This is a genomic window from Devosia sp., from assembly GCF_036406155.1.
Lineage (GTDB): Bacteria > Pseudomonadota > Alphaproteobacteria > Rhizobiales > Devosiaceae > Devosia_A.
Genome location: NZ_DASWVV010000175.1, coordinates 1 through 16,327, shown reverse-complemented (window position 1 = coordinate 16,327; position 16,327 = coordinate 1). Strand labels below are relative to the sequence as shown.

The 16,327-nt window shown below is 69.2% G+C and carries 16 protein-coding genes; 12 read left to right on the top strand and 4 right to left on the bottom strand.

Annotated elements, in window-relative coordinates; all coding sequences use genetic code 11:
• Position 1 precedes the first annotated feature (1 nt).
• On the bottom strand, positions 2 to 655 hold the full coding sequence (locus VGD93_RS11655) for a hypothetical protein (protein ID WP_395012217.1): 654 nt from the start codon (positions 653 to 655) through the stop codon (positions 2 to 4).
• A 30-nt stretch (positions 656 to 685) separates the two neighbouring features.
• Positions 686 to 1,561, bottom strand: a complete 876-nt coding sequence (locus tag VGD93_RS11650) for an alpha/beta hydrolase (RefSeq protein WP_395012216.1) — start codon at positions 1,559 to 1,561, stop codon at positions 686 to 688.
• 139 nt (positions 1,562 to 1,700) lie between these two features.
• Between VGD93_RS11650 and VGD93_RS11645 the strand changes: the two genes are divergently transcribed.
• The 8 genes from VGD93_RS11645 to VGD93_RS11610 all read left to right on the top strand — a co-directional run bounded on the left by VGD93_RS11645 (position 1,701) and on the right by VGD93_RS11610 (position 9,827).
• Positions 1,701 to 2,834, top strand: a complete 1,134-nt coding sequence (locus VGD93_RS11645) for a mandelate racemase/muconate lactonizing enzyme family protein (protein ID WP_395012214.1) — start codon at positions 1,701 to 1,703, stop codon at positions 2,832 to 2,834.
• A gap of 6 nt (positions 2,835 to 2,840) precedes the next feature.
• Entirely contained in the window at positions 2,841 to 3,857 is a 1,017-nt protein-coding gene (locus VGD93_RS11640; RefSeq protein WP_395012212.1) for an ABC transporter ATP-binding protein, read from the top strand.
• Positions 3,854 to 4,855 carry an ABC transporter ATP-binding protein gene (locus VGD93_RS11635; RefSeq protein ID WP_395012210.1) on the top strand — a complete coding sequence of 334 codons (1,002 nt, stop codon included), beginning with the start codon at positions 3,854 to 3,856 and terminating at the stop codon, positions 4,853 to 4,855. The genes VGD93_RS11640 and VGD93_RS11635 overlap by 4 nt, the downstream gene beginning before the upstream one ends.
• Positions 4,845 to 5,804 (top strand): NAD-dependent epimerase/dehydratase family protein, encoded by a 960-nt coding sequence (locus VGD93_RS11630; RefSeq protein ID WP_395012208.1) that lies wholly within the window; start codon positions 4,845 to 4,847, stop codon positions 5,802 to 5,804. The genes VGD93_RS11635 and VGD93_RS11630 overlap by 11 nt, the downstream gene beginning before the upstream one ends.
• The gene (locus VGD93_RS11625) at positions 5,801 to 6,259 is read left to right on the top strand and encodes a RidA family protein (RefSeq protein WP_395012206.1); all 459 of its coding nucleotides are present in this window, start codon (positions 5,801 to 5,803) and stop codon (positions 6,257 to 6,259) included. Before VGD93_RS11630 ends, VGD93_RS11625 begins: the two co-directional genes overlap by 4 nt.
• Positions 6,260 to 6,345: 86 nt before the next feature.
• Entirely contained in the window at positions 6,346 to 7,944 is a 1,599-nt protein-coding gene (locus VGD93_RS11620; RefSeq protein WP_395012204.1) for an ABC transporter substrate-binding protein, read from the top strand.
• Between the two features lie 55 nt (positions 7,945 to 7,999).
• Positions 8,000 to 8,944, top strand: coding sequence for an ABC transporter permease (locus VGD93_RS11615; protein ID WP_395012202.1), 945 nt, complete (start codon positions 8,000 to 8,002; stop codon positions 8,942 to 8,944).
• Positions 8,945 to 8,960: 16 nt separating this feature from the next.
• A complete protein-coding gene (locus VGD93_RS11610; RefSeq protein ID WP_395012200.1) occupies positions 8,961 to 9,827 on the top strand; it encodes an ABC transporter permease in 867 nt (288 codons plus the stop codon).
• Between the two features lie 41 nt (positions 9,828 to 9,868).
• On the opposite strand, the gene VGD93_RS11605 is transcribed toward VGD93_RS11610, so the two are convergent.
• Positions 9,869 to 10,567, bottom strand: a complete 699-nt coding sequence (locus VGD93_RS11605) for a FadR/GntR family transcriptional regulator (protein ID WP_395012198.1) — start codon at positions 10,565 to 10,567, stop codon at positions 9,869 to 9,871.
• A 219-nt stretch (positions 10,568 to 10,786) separates the two neighbouring features.
• Between VGD93_RS11605 and VGD93_RS11600 the strand changes: the two genes are divergently transcribed.
• From VGD93_RS11600 to VGD93_RS11585, 4 genes are all read left to right on the top strand, one after another.
• Positions 10,787 to 12,487, top strand: coding sequence for a thiamine pyrophosphate-binding protein (locus tag VGD93_RS11600; RefSeq protein WP_395012196.1), 1,701 nt, complete (start codon positions 10,787 to 10,789; stop codon positions 12,485 to 12,487).
• Complete coding sequence (locus VGD93_RS11595) at positions 12,484 to 13,260, top strand: HpcH/HpaI aldolase family protein (protein WP_395012194.1); 777 nt, start codon at positions 12,484 to 12,486, stop codon at positions 13,258 to 13,260. The genes VGD93_RS11600 and VGD93_RS11595 overlap by 4 nt, the downstream gene beginning before the upstream one ends.
• 62 nt (positions 13,261 to 13,322) lie before the next feature.
• On the top strand, positions 13,323 to 15,035 hold the full coding sequence (locus VGD93_RS11590; RefSeq protein ID WP_395012192.1) for a thiamine pyrophosphate-binding protein: 1,713 nt from the start codon (positions 13,323 to 13,325) through the stop codon (positions 15,033 to 15,035).
• Between the two features lie 212 nt (positions 15,036 to 15,247).
• The gene (locus tag VGD93_RS11585) at positions 15,248 to 16,126 is read left to right on the top strand and encodes a LysR family transcriptional regulator (RefSeq protein WP_395012190.1); all 879 of its coding nucleotides are present in this window, start codon (positions 15,248 to 15,250) and stop codon (positions 16,124 to 16,126) included.
• Positions 16,127 to 16,134: 8 nt separating this feature from the next.
• Here VGD93_RS11585 and VGD93_RS11580 read toward each other — a convergent pair.
• A partial coding sequence (locus VGD93_RS11580) for a hypothetical protein (protein ID WP_395012188.1) occupies positions 16,135 to 16,327 on the bottom strand: 193 nt, incomplete at its 5' end.

The window sequence follows — 16,327 nt, the reverse complement described above, 5'->3', positions numbered from 1 at the left end:
CTCAGGGCAGTTCGCGCTCGCCGAACAGGCGATAGCTCACCGAGCGGGGCTTGGCGCCTTCCACCGGCGTCGCCGGCACGAAGGAGGAGGTGCCGCCCTTGAGGTCCGCCGGCAGCATCATGACCCGCACGAAGGCGCTGACCTCCTCGGCGATGTTCTTGCCGATTACCCAGTCCTTGCCCGTCTCGAACCAGGCGTCGCCGGCGTCGATGCGGTCGACGTCGTCGCCGATGAAGGCGTGCAGGCGCCCCTTGAGCAGGCGGCGGATGCCCGGGCCGCGGTGGCCGTGCAGCGGCGTCTGCGCGCCGGGATTGGATTCGACCCGGTCGGCGCGGAACATCCGCGGCCCTTCGAAGGTGGCGGGCAGGTCACGCGCGATCACCAGGCTGAAGGCGGGGCCTGCGAGCGTCGGCTGGGCGCTGGGGGCGAGGTCGTAGAGCCAGGCGATGCCCTCGCCGGTGACGCTGGCGGGACCGTCGAGCATGGTGCCGTCGTCGGCCCCGACGGCGAGCTCGCTGCCGTTGGTCGCAACCGTGGCGCGGCCCGACCAGACATAGAAGAAACTCGCGCCCCGCGACGGAATCGCGGCGGCGGCGGAGGTCAGCGTGACGTCGTAGACGGCCAGGCGCCAGCCTGACGGGGGAAGCGAATGCATCTGGGAAGCCTTTCCGGGAGCGAGGGGCGGTTATTTCCGTGCGCGGGAGAGGCGCAGCATGGCCGCGCCGATCGGCGATTCGGGCTGCATGAACGGCAGCAGGATGTTGAAATGGTTGTAATTGGGCATGACGTGCACGGCGGGCTGGTTGCCCTGCCGGTGCAGGTGGTGGGAATAGCGGAAGGTCTGGTCGATCCATTGCCAGGGCTCGTCGCCCCCGACCATCAGTTCCACGGGGCAGTGCACCAGCGTCGGCCGCGTCTCGACGTTGCGGCGGGCGATGATCTCGGGGGTCAGCCGCAACTGCTCGTTGACCGAGATCAGGGCCGCGGGCGCCGGGTCGTAGATGCCGCTGACGGCGACGGCGCCGACGATGAAGGCCGGGTCGATGCCGCGGGCCGCCCAGTCGGTGGCGAGGATTTCGGCGGTGAGGTGCGCGCCCGCCGAGTGGCCGGACAGGCACACCGCGTTCGGGTCGCCGCCATAGGCGGCAATGTTGCGGTGCACCCACTCCAGGCCGGTTATGGCCGAGTCGGCGACCGCGTCCAGCGTCGAATCCGGGCACAGTTCGTAGTTCATGATCACGGCGGTGATGCCGTGCTGCACCAGCATCCCGGCGATGAAGGCGTAGTTGGCCTTGTCCTGGGCCCGCCAGTAGCCGCCGTGCAAATAGACATGCACCGGTCGCGGCCCGTCGCCCTCGGCGGGGTAGATGTCGAGATTGCGCAGCTTGTGGTCGCCATAGGCGATGTCGCGATGCGCCTTGAGGGTGGCGGTGGCGCGTTCATTCGCCGGTTCGCGCAGCGCGCGATAGTCGTTGAAATTGGGGCAGGCCCGTTGCGGGTTGTACTGGAATTCGAGCTCTTCGGGGGTCAGCGACTCCCACAGGCGGGGGGCGTTCGTCATGGTTTTCCTGCTGCGTGAACGGGCGAGGCGCTCGTCTATAGCCTCATTTCGGCGGCGAGCAAAAGTGCCCTCTTGCGCATCTGGTGCAGAATGGTCCAGATATGGAGCGCATTGATCACTTTTGGCTTAGGGGTTGCCCGTGAAGCTCACGGCCGTCCAGTTTCTGGCTCTGTCCGCGCCGCTCGGGGCGGCCAAGCCCTACGGCATGTCGAAACTGCTGGCGACCGGCCGGCAGTCGACCGTGGTCCGCCTGACGCTGGCCGACGGCACCATCGGCTACGGCGAGGCCTGGGGCATGCCGGCAGTCAATCGCGGCTACGAGGCGTTCCTCGCCAATTACCTCGTGGGCACGGACGTGTTCGATATCGAGCACGCCTTCTCGCGCATCATGGCCCGGCACTACCATTTCGGCGTGCAGGGGCCGATGCTCGCCTGCATCAGCGGCATCGACATGGCGGCCAAGGACGCCATCGGCAAGCTTCTGGGCCTGCCGGTCAGCAAGCTGCTCGGCGGGCAGCGCCTGGACCGGGTGCCGATCTACGCCTCGGGCGGCTATCTCACCGAAACGCCGCGCGAGGACTTCCGCCCGCAACTGGACGAACTGGCGGCGGCGGGCTATCCGGCCGTCAAGATCAAGATCGGCCTCGGCCCGGACAGCGATGAAGAGCGGGTCGCCCTCGCCCGCGACGTGCTCGGCAAGGACGTCGAACTGCTCGCCGACATCAACTCCAACTACACCTACGACCTGGCGCTCGAGTCGATCGAGCGCCTCGCGCCCTATCGCCTGGGCTGGATCGAGGAGCCGCTCAGCCCGGCCGACCACGCCGGCTACGGCCGCCTGCGCGCCCGTTCGCGCCTGCCCATCGCGACCGGCGAGGCGCTCTACACCGTGTTCGATTTCAAGACGCTGGTCGACGCCGGCGGCGTCGACGTCCTGCAGCCCGACTTGACCCTGTGCGGCGGCTTCTGGCAGGGGCGCAAGATCGCCGAGCTCGCCTATGCCAATCATTTGCGGGTCTCGCCGCATGTGTGGGGCGGCGCCATCGGCCTCGCCGCGGGCCTGCACTTCCTCGCCTCGCTGCCGGCCTATCCGCATTCCGACAACATCCCGAAGCCCGCCCTGCTCGAGTACGATTTGGGCGCCAATCCCCTGCGCACCGAACTGCTCACCCGGCCGATCACCGTCGAGGACGGCTTCGTGGCGGTGCCCGCGGGGCCGGGGCTCGGCATCGAGGTCGACGAAGATGCCCTTCAGCGCTTTGCCGCGAACTGAGGCCGCATGAACGCGGTGCTGCAAAAACCGGTCCTGGCGGTCGAAGACCTCAAGACCTATTTTTTCACCGATGCGGGTGTCATCAAGGCGGTCAACGGCGTCACGCTGACCGTGGGCGCCGGCGAAACGCTCGCCATCGTGGGCGAGAGCGGCTCCGGCAAGTCGGTGACCGGCCTGACCGTCATGCGCCTGCTCGGCCGCACCACGGCCCGGGTGGTGGGCGGCTCCATCACCTTCAACACGGCCGCCGGCGAGGCGGTCGACCTTCTCGCCCTGAGCGAGAAGGCGATGAGCGACGTCCGCGGCCGCGACATCGCCATGATCTTCCAGGACCCGATGTCGAGCCTCAATCCCGTCTTCACCGTGGGCGACCAGGTGGCCGAGCCGATCCGGGTCCACAAGGGGGTGAGCCGGCGCGAGGCGCACAGGCAGGCCGTGGAACTGCTGGCGCAGGTCGGCATCTCCGATCCCGAACAGCGCATCAAGGCCTATCCCCACGAGCTGTCGGGCGGCATGCGGCAGCGCGTGATGATCGCCATGGCGCTGGCCTGCGACCCCCGCCTGCTCATTGCCGACGAGCCGACCACGGCGCTGGACGTGACCATCCAGGCGCAGATCATCGACCTGCTGCGCCGCCTGCAGCAGGAGCGCGGCATGTCGATGGTGTTCGTCACCCACGACCTCAAGCTGGTCGGCGAGATCGCCGACCGCGTGGCGGTCATGTATGCCAGCGAGGTGGTGGAGGAGGGGCGCGTCGACGACGTGCTTGCCCATCCCCGGCATCCCTACACGCGGGCGCTGCTCGACTGCATCCCCAGCCGCCGCGACAGCGCCGGCAATCGCCGCACGCCGCAACCCATTCCGGGCACCATGCCCAATCCGCTGGCGCCCCCCTCCGGCTGCCGCTTCCATGCGCGTTGCGTGCATGCGCGGCCGCAATGCCTGGAGCGCGATCCGCCGCTCGAGACGGTCGCCGACCAGCACGTTACCCGCTGCATCCGCTGGAAGGAGCTGGCGCTGTGAGCGCGGCAGACGCCCCCCCGCCCGCCGTCCCCGAGCGGCCGCTGGTCCATGCCACCGGCGTGAGCAAGTATTTTCCGGTGGCCTCCGGCGGCCTCGGCAAGCCGCCGCGCAGCCTGCGCGCCGTCGAATCCGTCGACCTCACCGTGGCCAGGGGCGAGGTCTTGGGGGTCGTGGGCGAATCCGGCTCCGGCAAGTCGACGGTCGGCCGGCTGCTGCTGCGCCTCGTCGAACCCACGGCGGGCCGGGTGGTGTTCGACGGGCAGGACGTGGGCGCGCTCGATGCCGACGCGCTGCGCCGCTTCCGCCGCAACATGCAGATGATCTTCCAGGATCCCTTCGCCAGCCTCAACGCGCGCATGACGGTGGGCGATGCGCTCAAGGAGCCGCTGGTCCTGCACCGCCGCCTCAGCGGGCGCGAGGCCGAGGAACAGGGCGTCGCGCTGCTCGAGAAAGTGGGGCTCTCCGCCGACCACATGAAGCGCTATCCGCGGGCCTTCTCCGGAGGCCAGCGCCAGCGCATCGCCATCGCCCGCGCGCTCGCCTCGGAGCCGAGCTTCATCGTCGCCGACGAGCCGGTATCGGCGCTGGACGTGTCGATCCAGGCCGAGGTGCTCAACCTGATGCAGACGCTGCAGCAGGAGTTGAGCCTCGCGCTGCTCTTCATCAGCCACGACCTGTCGGTGGTCGAGGTGATCACCGACAGGGTAATGGTGCTCTATCTCGGCCGGGTCATGGAACTGGCGCCGACCGAAGCGCTCTACGACCATCCCGAGCATCCCTATACGGCGGCGCTGCTGCAGGCGGCCCCCGGCTATGCCGGCGCCCGCCGGCACGTGCTGGCCGGCGAAATCCCCAGCCCGCTGTCGCCGCCCTCGGGTTGCGTGTTCCGCACCCGCTGCCCGTTTGCGATCGCGGATTGCGCCAAAATCGTTCCCCCCGTGCGCGAGGTGCGCCCGGGACATTTCAAAGCCTGCATACGAGACGACCTTGACCTCTGAGAACACCCCCCCGGCGCGCATCCTCGTCATCGGCGGCCGCGGCTTCGTCGGCTCGCACGTGGTCCGCCATTTGCTGGCGGCCGGCCACCACGTACACGTCTTCGGCCCGGCCATGGGGGCGGACCTGCTGGCCGATCTCGCCGGGCGCTTCGGCGAGACCGTCGGCTCGGTCGAGGATCGCGATGCCGTCCGCGCCGCCATCGCCGCCGCCGGCGCGACCGCGATCCTGACCACCGCCGCCTATGGCGAGGGCAGGGGCCTGATGCATGGCGGGGAAGCCAATACCGACAAGGCCATGGCCATCAATGTCGACGGCTACCGGCATGTGCTCGAGGCGGCCCGCGAGGCCGGGGTCAGCCGCGTGCTGACGACCGGCTCGAGCGTTGTGTTCGGCCCCGCCGACCTCTATGGCGAGGCGAGGGTGGACGAAGATGCCCAGCGCCGGCCGCGCACCATCTATGGCCTCACCAAGGTTCTCGGCGAGGACCTGGGCCAGTACTACCGCGACCGCCACGGCATGGACGTGAGCTCGATCCGCCTCCCCCTCGTGCTGGGACCGGGGCTCTGGTACCAGGGCGCGGCCAGCGCCATCACGGCGGTCCTCGCCGCAGCCCGGCCGGGGGCCACGCACACGGTGACGTTCCACGACGTGCGCGTCGACCTCATGCATGTCGACGACGTCGCGCGCGCGCTGGTTGCGGCGCTGCTCGCCCCGGCGCCGCTCGATGCCGTCTACCACATCAACGGCTTCACCGCGGCGATGAGCGACATCATCGCCGGCGCGGTCCAACTGGTCCCCGACTATCGCGTCGAGCACGTCGTGGTGCCGCCGGCGATGGTCTTCCCGCTCATGGATGACCGCCGGTTCCGCGAGCGGTTCGGCTTCGTGGCGGAGTACGACCTGCCCAGGCTGCTCAGCGACCAGATCAACGAAAGGGTGCAGGCATGATCGCACAACGTCTCGCGCAACTCGGGCTGGTGCTGCCCGAACCGGCCACCCCCTCGTTCAACTACGTGCCGGTCGTGCTGCACGACGGCATCGCCTATGTCAGCGGGCAGGTGCCCAAGGTCGACGGCGAGGTGCGCGTCTTCGGCAAGGTCGGGCGCGAGGTCGACCTCGAGACCGCCCGCGGCGAAGCTCGCATCTGCATCCTGCAGGGCCTGGCGTGCCTCGAGGCAGCCCTCGGCTCGCTCGATCGCGTCGAGCGCATTCTCAAGATCAACGGCTTCGTCGCCTCGGCGCCGGGCTTCAACGACCAGCCCAAGGTGCTCGATGCGGCCTCCGACCTGCTGGGCGAGATCTTCGGGGATGCGGGCCGTCATGCGCGCGCCGCCGTCGGCGTCGCCGAACTGCCGCGGAACTGCGCTGTCGAGATCGAGATGACAGTCGCCTGCCGCGCGTGAATGCGGCCGCCCCCGTGGCGCGCCGTGCGATGGCTCCCCGCAAGGCGGGCGGCCATCAGGACTGAGTTTGAACCAAGGGAGAAGACATGAGACATCTCGATAGATCCCGACTACGCGGGCTCGCCCGAGCCCTGGTGGGCGCGACCATGCTCGGCGCCATGGCCCTGACGCCGGCACTGGCGCAGGAGGTCAGCCTGTACGGTCCGGCGGCGGAAAACGCCGTGTCCGGCGGCCGGCTCAACATGGGCCTGCTGCTCGAGCCCCCCGGCCTCGATCCGTTCCACCAGGCCGCCGATGCCCGCATCCGTTTGACGGTGCTGGTCTACCAGGGCCTGTTCTACGAGGCGGCCAACGGCACTGCCGCGCCGCTGCTGGCGGAAAGCTACGAGGTTTCCGAAGACGGCCTCGTCTACACCATCAAGCTGCGCCAGGGCGTGACGTTCCACAACGGCAAGACGATGACCGCCGAGGACGTCGCCTACAGCTACAACTACATCCGCAATCCGGACAACGGCTCGCCGGGTGCGGGCGACTTCTCGATGGTCGAGAACGTCGAAGTGGTGGACGCGAACACCGTGCGCTTCGTGCTCTCGGCCCGCAACTCGTCGCTGCCGATGACGCTCGGCAACAAGTATGGCGGCGTCGTGCCGGCCGGCACTTTCGACGACGAGACGGCCAAGAACCGCATCAACTCGGAGAGCGTCGGCACCGGCCCGTTCAAGCTCGTCGAGTTCGTGCCCAACTCGCACGTGACGCTGGAGCGGCACGAGGGCTACTGGGAAGCCGGCATGCCCTATCTCGACGGCATCGACTTCTCGATCCTGCCCAACAGTGCCTCGATGCTCGTCGCCCTGCGCAACCAGCGCGTCGACCTCGTGGCGCTGAGCCGGCCCCAGGACGTCCAGCAGGTCGCCGGCGTTCCCGGGCTGACCGTCGAGCGCTGGCCGTCGCTGGCACAGACCGCCATCGATCTCGGCTCCGAACTGAAGCCGCTCGACGACGTGCGCGTGCGCCAGGCCATCTCGCTGGCCGTCGACAAGGCGGAAATCACCCGGGCGGCGGTGGGCGAGTACGGCACCGTGCTGGGCACGATGACCGCCGGCATGCAGGAGGCCTGGGGCCTGCCCCTCGACCAGGTGCCCATGCAGGGCCCCGACCGCGACAAGGCCAAGGCCCTCTTGGCCGAAGCCGGCTATCCCGACGGGTTCAACCTGACGCTGACCACGATCAACGGCTTCGACTGGATGGATCCGGCTTCGGTGACGCTCAAGGAGCAGCTGAACGAGGTCGGCATCAACCTCGACATCCAGCGTGTCGATCTGGGCGTGTGGGTGAACAATTTCCGCTCCAGCCAGATGGGCTTCACCTTCAACGACTGGGCCTCGCAGCCCGACCCCAACCTGCTGTTCTACCGGCACTTCCATGCCAAGCCGGACGGGGCCGACTTCCGCAACTGGAACAATGCCGAAGCCAGTGCGCTGCTTGACGAGGGCCGGGCGGAGCCCGATCCGGCCGTGCGCAAGGACATCTACAACCGCTACCAGATGGTGATGGCCGAAAGCGTGCCGACGATCATGCTGTATTCGCCCGACCACGTGACGGTGCGCAGCGACAAGGTGCAGAACTTCGTCCAGCACCCGACGGGCTGGTATTTCGGCCTGGCCCGGACGTTCCTCGCCAAGTGATGCCCCTGCGGGAGGCGCCCGGCGCCTCCCGCTCCCCATTCCAGGATCCACCCGCATGGGTAGCTATCTTCTCAAACGCCTCGCCGCCTCGCTGCTGACCGCGCTGCTGGCCTCCATACTGGTCTTCCTGCTGGTGCGCATGGTGCCGGGCGATGTCGTCGCCCAGATGATGGGGCAGGCCGGCGGGGAGAACGCGGCCGCGGCGCTGCGCGAGTTCTTCGGACTCGACCAGCCGATCTACATGCAGTACCTGGCCTGGATCACCCATGTCCTGCAGGGCGACCTCGGGGTCAGCTGGACCCGGGGCATTCCCGTCGCCACCATGGTGGGGCAGGCGTTCCTCGTCACCCTCGAAATCGCCCTGCTGACGCTGTTCATCGCGACGGTCATCGGCGTGCCGCTCGGCATCCTCGCCGGCATCTACGAGAACCGCCCGCTCGATACCGCCATCCAGAGCTTCAACATCATCGGCCTGTCGGCGCCGGTCTTCTGGGTCGGCCTGATGCTGCTGGTCGGCGTCTCGGCGACCTTTTCCTGGTCGCCGCCGCTGCGCTTCGTCACCCCGGACCGCTCGCTCGCCGACAATCTTGCCATCCTGGCGCTGCCCATCGCCAGCCTCGGCCTGCTGCAGGCGGCCGCCTACAGCCAGTTCGTGCGCCAGAACGTGGTCTCCGCCATGTCGCAGGAATATGTGCGCACCGCCATCGCCAAGGGCGTCCCGGTGCGCGGCATCTTCTTCAAGCACATCCTGCGCAACGTCATGATCCCCATCATCACCTTCATGGGGTTGATCCTCATCCAGATCCTGGGCGGGACCGTCATCATCGAGTCGCTGTTCGCGCTGCCCGGTCTCGGCCGGCTGCTGCTGGCCGCCATCGAGACGCGCGACTATCCGGTGCTGCAGGGGGCGCTGCTGGTCGTCGTGGTGGCGGCCATGGTCGTCAATCTCCTGGTCGACCTCACCTATCGGTTGATCGATCCCCGCGTCCGCGTTTCCTGAGGTTCGGAGGAACAACTTGGCTCTCAACGTTTCCCCCGCCCCCGCGGCCCGCCTGACCACGACGGGCCGGCTGATGCGCAGCGCCCGGCGCGAGCCCGGCCTGGTGCTCAGCCTCGTGCTGCTGCTGCTGCTGCTGCTCGTCGCCCTGTTTCCGCAGCTGTTCACGCCGGTGTCGCCGCTCGACGTGGCCATCGACCAGGCCATGCTGCCGCCGTCCCCCGAGCACTGGTTCGGCACCGACGATGTCGGCCGCGACGTGTTCGCGCGCGTCATCCACGGCACCAGGGTGACGCTGTCCATCTGCGCCGGCTCGCTGCTGATCTCGGCCCTGGTGGGGGGCGCCGTCGGCCTGGTGTCGGGCTATTTCGGGGGCTGGTTCGACCAGGTCCTCGGCCGCATCGTCGACGTGCTGCTGAGCTTTCCGCCCATCATCCTCGGCATGATCATCACCGGCGTGCTCGGGCCGCATGTCGGCAATCTCATCCTCGCCCTGTCGATCGTCTACATGCCGGTCTTCTTCCGCATCGCGCGGGCCGGGGCCCTGGGGGAAGTCGGCAAGACCTATGTCGAGGCGGCGCGCAGCGTCGGCATCCGCGAGCGCACCATCCTGCGCCGCCACGTGACGCGCAACGTCATGCCGCTGCTGCTGACGCAGTACATCATCCTGTTCCCGATGATCCTGCAGATCCAGGCGGCGCTGGGCTTTCTCGGGCTGGGCGTGCAGCCGCCGACCCCGGACTGGGGCGCCATCCTCGAGCAGGGCAAGGATTACATCCTGTTCGCGCCGTGGATGAGCGTGTTCCCCGGGCTCGCCATCCTCGTCGCGGCGCTGGCGCTCATGCTGCTCGGCCGCGCCGTGCAGAAGCGGATGGACCAGCGGTGAGCCCGTCCCGCCCTGCGGCGGCCCCGCTGCCGCGTATCGCGTCAGTTGCTGGAGACGTTGGCCAGGGTGCGGAGCAGGTAGTCGCGGATGGCTTCGCGGGCGCGTACCGCCTCGCCGCTCCTGAGTGCCTCGACGATCACCATGTGGTCGCGGTAGGCCGCTTCGCGCACCATCAGCACCGGTCCCGTGTGCTGGCCCTGCCGGCCCCAGCCGGCGCGGCGGCGCGATTCGATGATCTGCTCGAAGATCGAGACGATGAAGCGGTTGCGCGTGCCCCGGGCGATGGCCAGGTGCACCTGGTACTTGGCCTCCTTGAACTGGTCCCAGCTCTCGGCCTCGCGCAGCCGCTCGAGGCTGGCCTCCATGTCTTCGATGAGTTCGGGCGTGATGCGCTCGACCACCACGTCGGGCAGGTTCGGCTCGAACAGCAGCCGCGCCTCGAGCAGTTCGGCGAGGGTGAATTCGTCGCTGCCCGCACGATCCCGCACGAACGTGCCGCGCCCGACGTGGCGGACGATGAGGCCTTCGTCGGCCAGTTGGTTGAGCGTCTTGCGCACGCTGTTGCGGGCCGCGGCGAAATGGTCCGCCAGCGCCCGTTCGGTCGGCAGCCGGCTGCCCACGCCGTACTCCCCGCTCATGATCGCGGCTTTCAGGTCGCGGTAGATCGCTTGCGAATCAAGGTCGGATTTCGCGCGCGCGTTGGTCGGCGCATGCGGTACCGATATGGACTCGAGTGTCATGTCTGTGGACCAATTCGTTGCAGTTCGCGCCGCCTTGGGTCGAGCAGCTAACCCGACACAAAACCAATACCAAATTTCCCCGGCGCACAATACTCCTAACGCAATGGTGGAAGGAATGTAACACATTGGGTGAGATAGGTCGCAATTGGATGTGAAATGGTCTAAGGGCTGGGCGGTGCCGCCCTGTCTGGGCCCGATGCCTGCAACAGAGGATCTTCGATGACGTCACGCTCCCTGAACACGCCCCGACGCGGGGGGGATTTGCTGGTGCAAAGCCTGCTGGCGCAGCATGTGGACCGGGCTTTCTGCGTTCCGGGCGAGAGCTATCTCGCCGTGCTCGACGCGCTTTTCGAGGAACGCGACAGCATCGATCTCGTCGTCTGCCGCAACGAGGGCGGGGCGGCCAACATGGCGGAGGCCTATGGCAAGCTCACCGGGCGGCCTGGCGTCTGCTTCGTGACCCGCGGCCCGGGTGCGACCCATGCCTCGATCGGCGTGCACACCGCGTTCCAGGATTCGACGCCGATGGTCCTGTTCATCGGCCAGGTGGCGCGCTCGATGCGCGATCGCGAGGGCTTCCAGGAGGTCGACTTCCCGGCCATGTTCGCCCCGCTCGCCAAGTGGTCGGCCGAGATCAACGATGCCGCCCGCATCCCCGAATATGTGCACCGGGCCTTCCAGACCGCCATGGCTGGCCGGCCCGGCCCGGTGGTGCTGTCCCTGCCCGAGGACATGCTGAGCGAAGCGGTGTCCGAGGCGCGCGCCCCGGGGCCGGCCGCCGCGCCCGTCTCCGGTGCCCCGACGCCGGCGCAGGTGGAGGAAATCTGTGCCATGGTCGCCCGCGCCGAGCGCCCGGTGATGATCGTCGGGGGCGGTGGCTGGACCCAGCAGACCGGGCGCGACGTCGAGCGTTTCGCCGAACGCTTCGGGGTCGCCGTCGTGGCGTCGCTGCGCTGCCAGGACTATGTCAGCAACCACCATCCCAACTATGTCGGCCACCTGACGATCGGGGCCGAGCCCAGCCTCGTCAGGCGCGTCCAGGAGGCCGACCTGCTGCTCGTTTTCGGCGCGCGCCTCGGGGAGATGACCACCAAGGGCTACACCATCGTCGAGCCCGGGGCAGGGCGCCAGCCGATGATCCATGTCTACCCGGATCCCGAGGAACTGGGGCGGGTGTACCAGCCGACGCTGCCCGTCAATGCCGGCGCCGCGCCCACGGCCGCGGCGCTGGCGGCGGCGGTGCCGGGCCGGGCCCACGGCCGCGAGGACTGGCTCAAAGCCTGCCGGGCCGAATACGAGCGCACCCTGGACGTCGCCCCGCGCTCTACGCCCGTCGACCCCGCCGCGGTGGTCGCGCATCTGCATCGCGTGCTGCCCGCCGACACCATCGTCGCCTCGGGCGCCGGCAACTACACGGCGTGGGTCCACAAATACTGGCAGTTCACCAGCTACCGCACGCAACTGGCGCCGACTTCCGGGGCGATGGGCTATGGCGTGCCGGCGGCCATCGCCGCGGCCCGCAGCCTGCCGGGCCGTACCGTCTTGTGCTTTGCCGGCGACGGCTGCTTCATGATGACCGGGCAGGAACTCGCCACCGCGACGCAGTACGGGGTGAAGGTGCTCTTCGTCATCATCAACAACGGCATGTACGGCACCATCCGCATGCATCAGGAGCGCGAGTTCCCCGAACGCGTGCACGGCACCGATCTGGTCAATCCCGATTTCGTCGGGCTGGCCCAGGCCTACGGGCTGCACGCCGAGCGCGTGACGGCGACGGCGGCCTTTCCCGACGCGGTGGCGCGGGCGCTGGCAGCGCCGGGCAGCGCCCTCATCGAGGTCGTCACCGATCCGGACCTGATCTCGGTGCGCACCACCATCACCGCCATGCGCGAGGCGGCCCACCGCGAGGTCTCGTCATGAAGACGAATGCGATCAAGGCCATGTGGGCCGCGGGCAAGCCGGTCATCAACGGCTGGCTGTCCATCGGCAACGCCTTTTCCGCCGAGATCATGGCCCGGCAGGGCTTCGACAGCCTGACCGTCGACCTCCAGCACGGCGTCGTCGACTACGCCGCCATGGTGCACATGTTCCAGGCGATGGGAGCGACCGCGACGGTGCCGCTGGCGCGCATTCCCGCGCTCGGCGCCAACGAGGTGACGCGCGCCCTCGACGCCGGGGCCATGGGCGTGATCTGCCCGCTGGTCAATACCCGGGCCGATGCCGAGGCGCTCGTCTCCTACATGCGCTACCCGCCCGCAGGCATCCGCAGCTACGGGCCGACCCGCGCCGCGATCGCCCTCGGCCCGGGCTACGACGGCAATGCCTCCGACGAGCTGGTGTGCCTGGCCATGGTGGAGACGGCCGAGGCCATGGCCAATCTTGAGGCGATATGCGCCACGCCCGGGCTGGACGGAATCTATGTCGGGCCTTCCGACCTGACGCTGGCGCTGACCGGGCGCCGCTACCGTACCGGCTTCGACCGGGAAGAGCCCGAGATGCTCGAGGCCATCCGCAGCATCCTCGACGCTGCCCATCGGCACGGCATCAAGGCTTGCCTGCACACCGGCAGCGCCGCCTACGCCGCGCGCGCGCTCGAGTGGGGCTTCGATCTGGTGACCGCGGCCACGGACGTGCGCCTCCTCGCCGGCGGCGCCGCCGAGATCGTGGAGAGCCTGCGCGCCCGGACCGCGTGAGGACGCGGCGGGCCCGGCGCGTCGCGCTTTCGCCATGGCAACGCACTGACTGGAGGATGCAGGTGAGCGCAAAGGACGAGACGGCCATGACCGGGGCCGAGGCGGCGGTGCGCATGCTCGCGCTGCATGGGGTGAGGCACGTGTTCGGCCTGTGCGGCGATACCAGCCTGCCGTTCTACGACGCGCTCTATCGGCTGGACCATGGCATCACCCATGTCCTCACGAGGGACGAGCGCAGCGCCGCCTACATGGCGGACGGCTATGCGCGCGTCTCGGGACGCGTGGGCGTCTGTGAGGGACCGAGCGGGGGCGGCGCCACCTACCTGCTGCCCGGCCTGGCGGAGGCCAACGAATCCTCGGTGCCGGTGCTCGGGATCACCTCCGACGTGCCGGTCCTGTCGCGGGGGCGCTATCCGCTCACCGAACTGGACCAGGAAGCACTCTATCGGCCGGTCACCAAGTGGAACGGGACCATCGACCACGTCGACCAGGTCCCCTCCGTCTTCCGCACGGCCTTCCGGGCGGCGACCAGCGGCCGGCCGGGCGCCGCCCATGTCTGCCTGCCCTATGACGTGCAGAAGCAGCCGCTGGGCCGCCCGCAGGAGGTGTGGGCCGACGCCGCGGCGGGGAGCGCGCCGTCGCGCCGGAGCGTTGCCGACACGGCCGCCATCGAGGCGGCCGCCGAGCTCATGCTGGGCGCGGCCAACCCGGTGGCGATCTGCGGCAGCGGCGTCGTCGCCTCGGGCGCCAGCGCCGAACTCGAGGAACTGGCCCGACTACTCAACCTCGCCGTCTGCACCACGGTCAGCGGCAAGGGGGCGCTGAGCGACCGCAGCCCGTTCAATGCCGGCGTCGTCGGGGCCAATGGCGGCGTCCTGGCCACCCGCGCCGTCGTCGCTGCGGCCGACCTCGTGCTCTTCATCGGCTGCCGGGCGGGCTCGACCACCACCGAGAACTGGCGTTTCCCCCGGCACGGGACGCGCATCGTGCACATCGACGTCGACCCCATGGTGATCGGCGCCAACTACCCGACCGATGTCGGCCTGCTCGGCGATATCAGGCTGACGCTGGCGGCGCTGCTGCAGGTCGTCCGGGAGAACCTCGGGCAGCGCAATCGCGCGGCGCAGGACGGGCGCGTGGCCGTGGCCACGGCGCGCCGCGAGAAGCACGGCCAGTTCCTGCCGCTCGCCGAAAGCAGCGCGACGCCAATCCGTCCGGAACGGGTCATCTTCGAACTCAACCGCGTGCTGCCCGAAGAGGCGATCGTCGTCGCCGATCCGGGCACGCCGTGCCCCTACGTCGCCGCCTATCTCGATCTCGCCCGGGCCGGGCGGCATTTCCTCACCAACCGGGCGCACGGCGCCTTGGGCTATGCCATGTCGGCGGCGGTCGGCGCGTGGTACGCGCAGCCGTCAAGCAAGGTCGTCGCCATCATGGGCGACGGCAGCTTCGGCTTCACCGTGGGCGAACTGGAGACGATCGCGCGCCTCGAGGTGCCCATCGTCATGATCGTGCTGACCAATGCCGTCTATGGCTGGATCAAGGCCAGCCAGAAGGCCGGCTATGGCGAACGCTATTTCTCGGTCGATTTCTCCCGCACCGATCACGCGGCGGTTGCCGCGGCCTACGGCATCGAGGCCGTATCGGTGAGCGACCCCGCCGAGGTGGGAGCGGCGCTGCGGCGCGCGCTCGCGGCGGACCGCCCGGTCCTGGTGGATATTGCCGTGCAGCCCCTGCAGGATGCGCAGGCGCCGGTCAGCCAGTGGATGGGATGACCCGGGCCGGGCCGGGCGGCAGGGCGACCGCCGGGCGGTAACCCGCACCGGCGGTCGGCGAGGGACGAAGGGTGGGCGTCCCCGGCCAGCGAGGGAGGTCAACACTGAGGTGATGTCGGCATCGCTGCACCGCTCTCCTTGGCATCGGCGGACGCTGCAGGCAAACGAATTTATTTGCCCCTTCTATGCAGGATTCATGCTAGGAGCCGGGGATGGACGTCGACCTGGCCAGGACCTTTCTCGAGATCGTGTCGACGCGCAGCTTCGTGCGCGCCGCCGAGCGTCTGAATGTGGCGCAGACCACGGTCAGCGCCCGCATTCGCACGCTCGAGGATCAGCTCGGGCGCTCGCTCTTCGTGCGCAACAAGGGCGGCGCGACGCTGACGCCGGCGGGCGAACAGCTGCTGCGCTACGCCCCCACTTTCGTGCAGCTGTGGGAAAGGGTGCGCCACCAGGTGGCGGTGCCGGAAGGGCACCAGTCGGTGCTCGCCATCGGCAGCGAGATCAGCCTGTGGCAGCCGCTGCTGCTCGACTGGGTGCTGTGGATGCGCCGCAACATCCCGCAGACGGCGCTGCGTGTGCATGTCGACGTGCCGCAGGACCTGATCGACCAGGTGGCGTCCGGTCTCGTCGACGCCGCGGTGATGTACGCGCCGCCGCATCGGCCGGGGCTCAAGGTCGACCTGCTGCTCGATGAGAAGCTGGTGCTGGTGACCACCGCCGACGCGGCCTCGCCGGATAGCGAGACGAGCTTCGTGGGCATGGAGTGGGGCCCGCATTTCTCCCAGGATTTTGCCTCGAGCTTCCCCGGCGCGCCGCACCCGGGCGTATCGTTCAACCTCGGGCCGCTGGCGCTCAGCTACCTGCTCGCCGCCGGCGGCTCGGGCTATTTCAGGATGCGTGCGGTGGAGCAGCTGGTGCAGCAGGGCCGGCTGCGCCTCGTACCCGGCCAGCCGCAGTTCTCCTACCCGATCCACGTGGTCTATTCGTCCGACCTCGACGACGCGCTGATCCAGCCCGCGATCGCCGGGCTGAGGCTGGTGGCCGGCGGCCGGCGGGCGCCGCTGCCGCCCGACGGGCTGAGCGCCTAGGGCGAGCCTCAGGCGTCGACCGCGACGGCGATGTCGGCGAGTACCGCCTCGAGCGGGCCGCGCACGCAATCGTCGGCGACCAGCGGCAGCAGCGCCCGCACCCGCTTCTCGATCTCGGCGGCGGCAGCTTCTGGCGCGAGGCGCGGCAGGGCGCCCGGATCGCTGCGGCGGGTGGTCGTGCCGCCGCGCCGTTCGACGAGC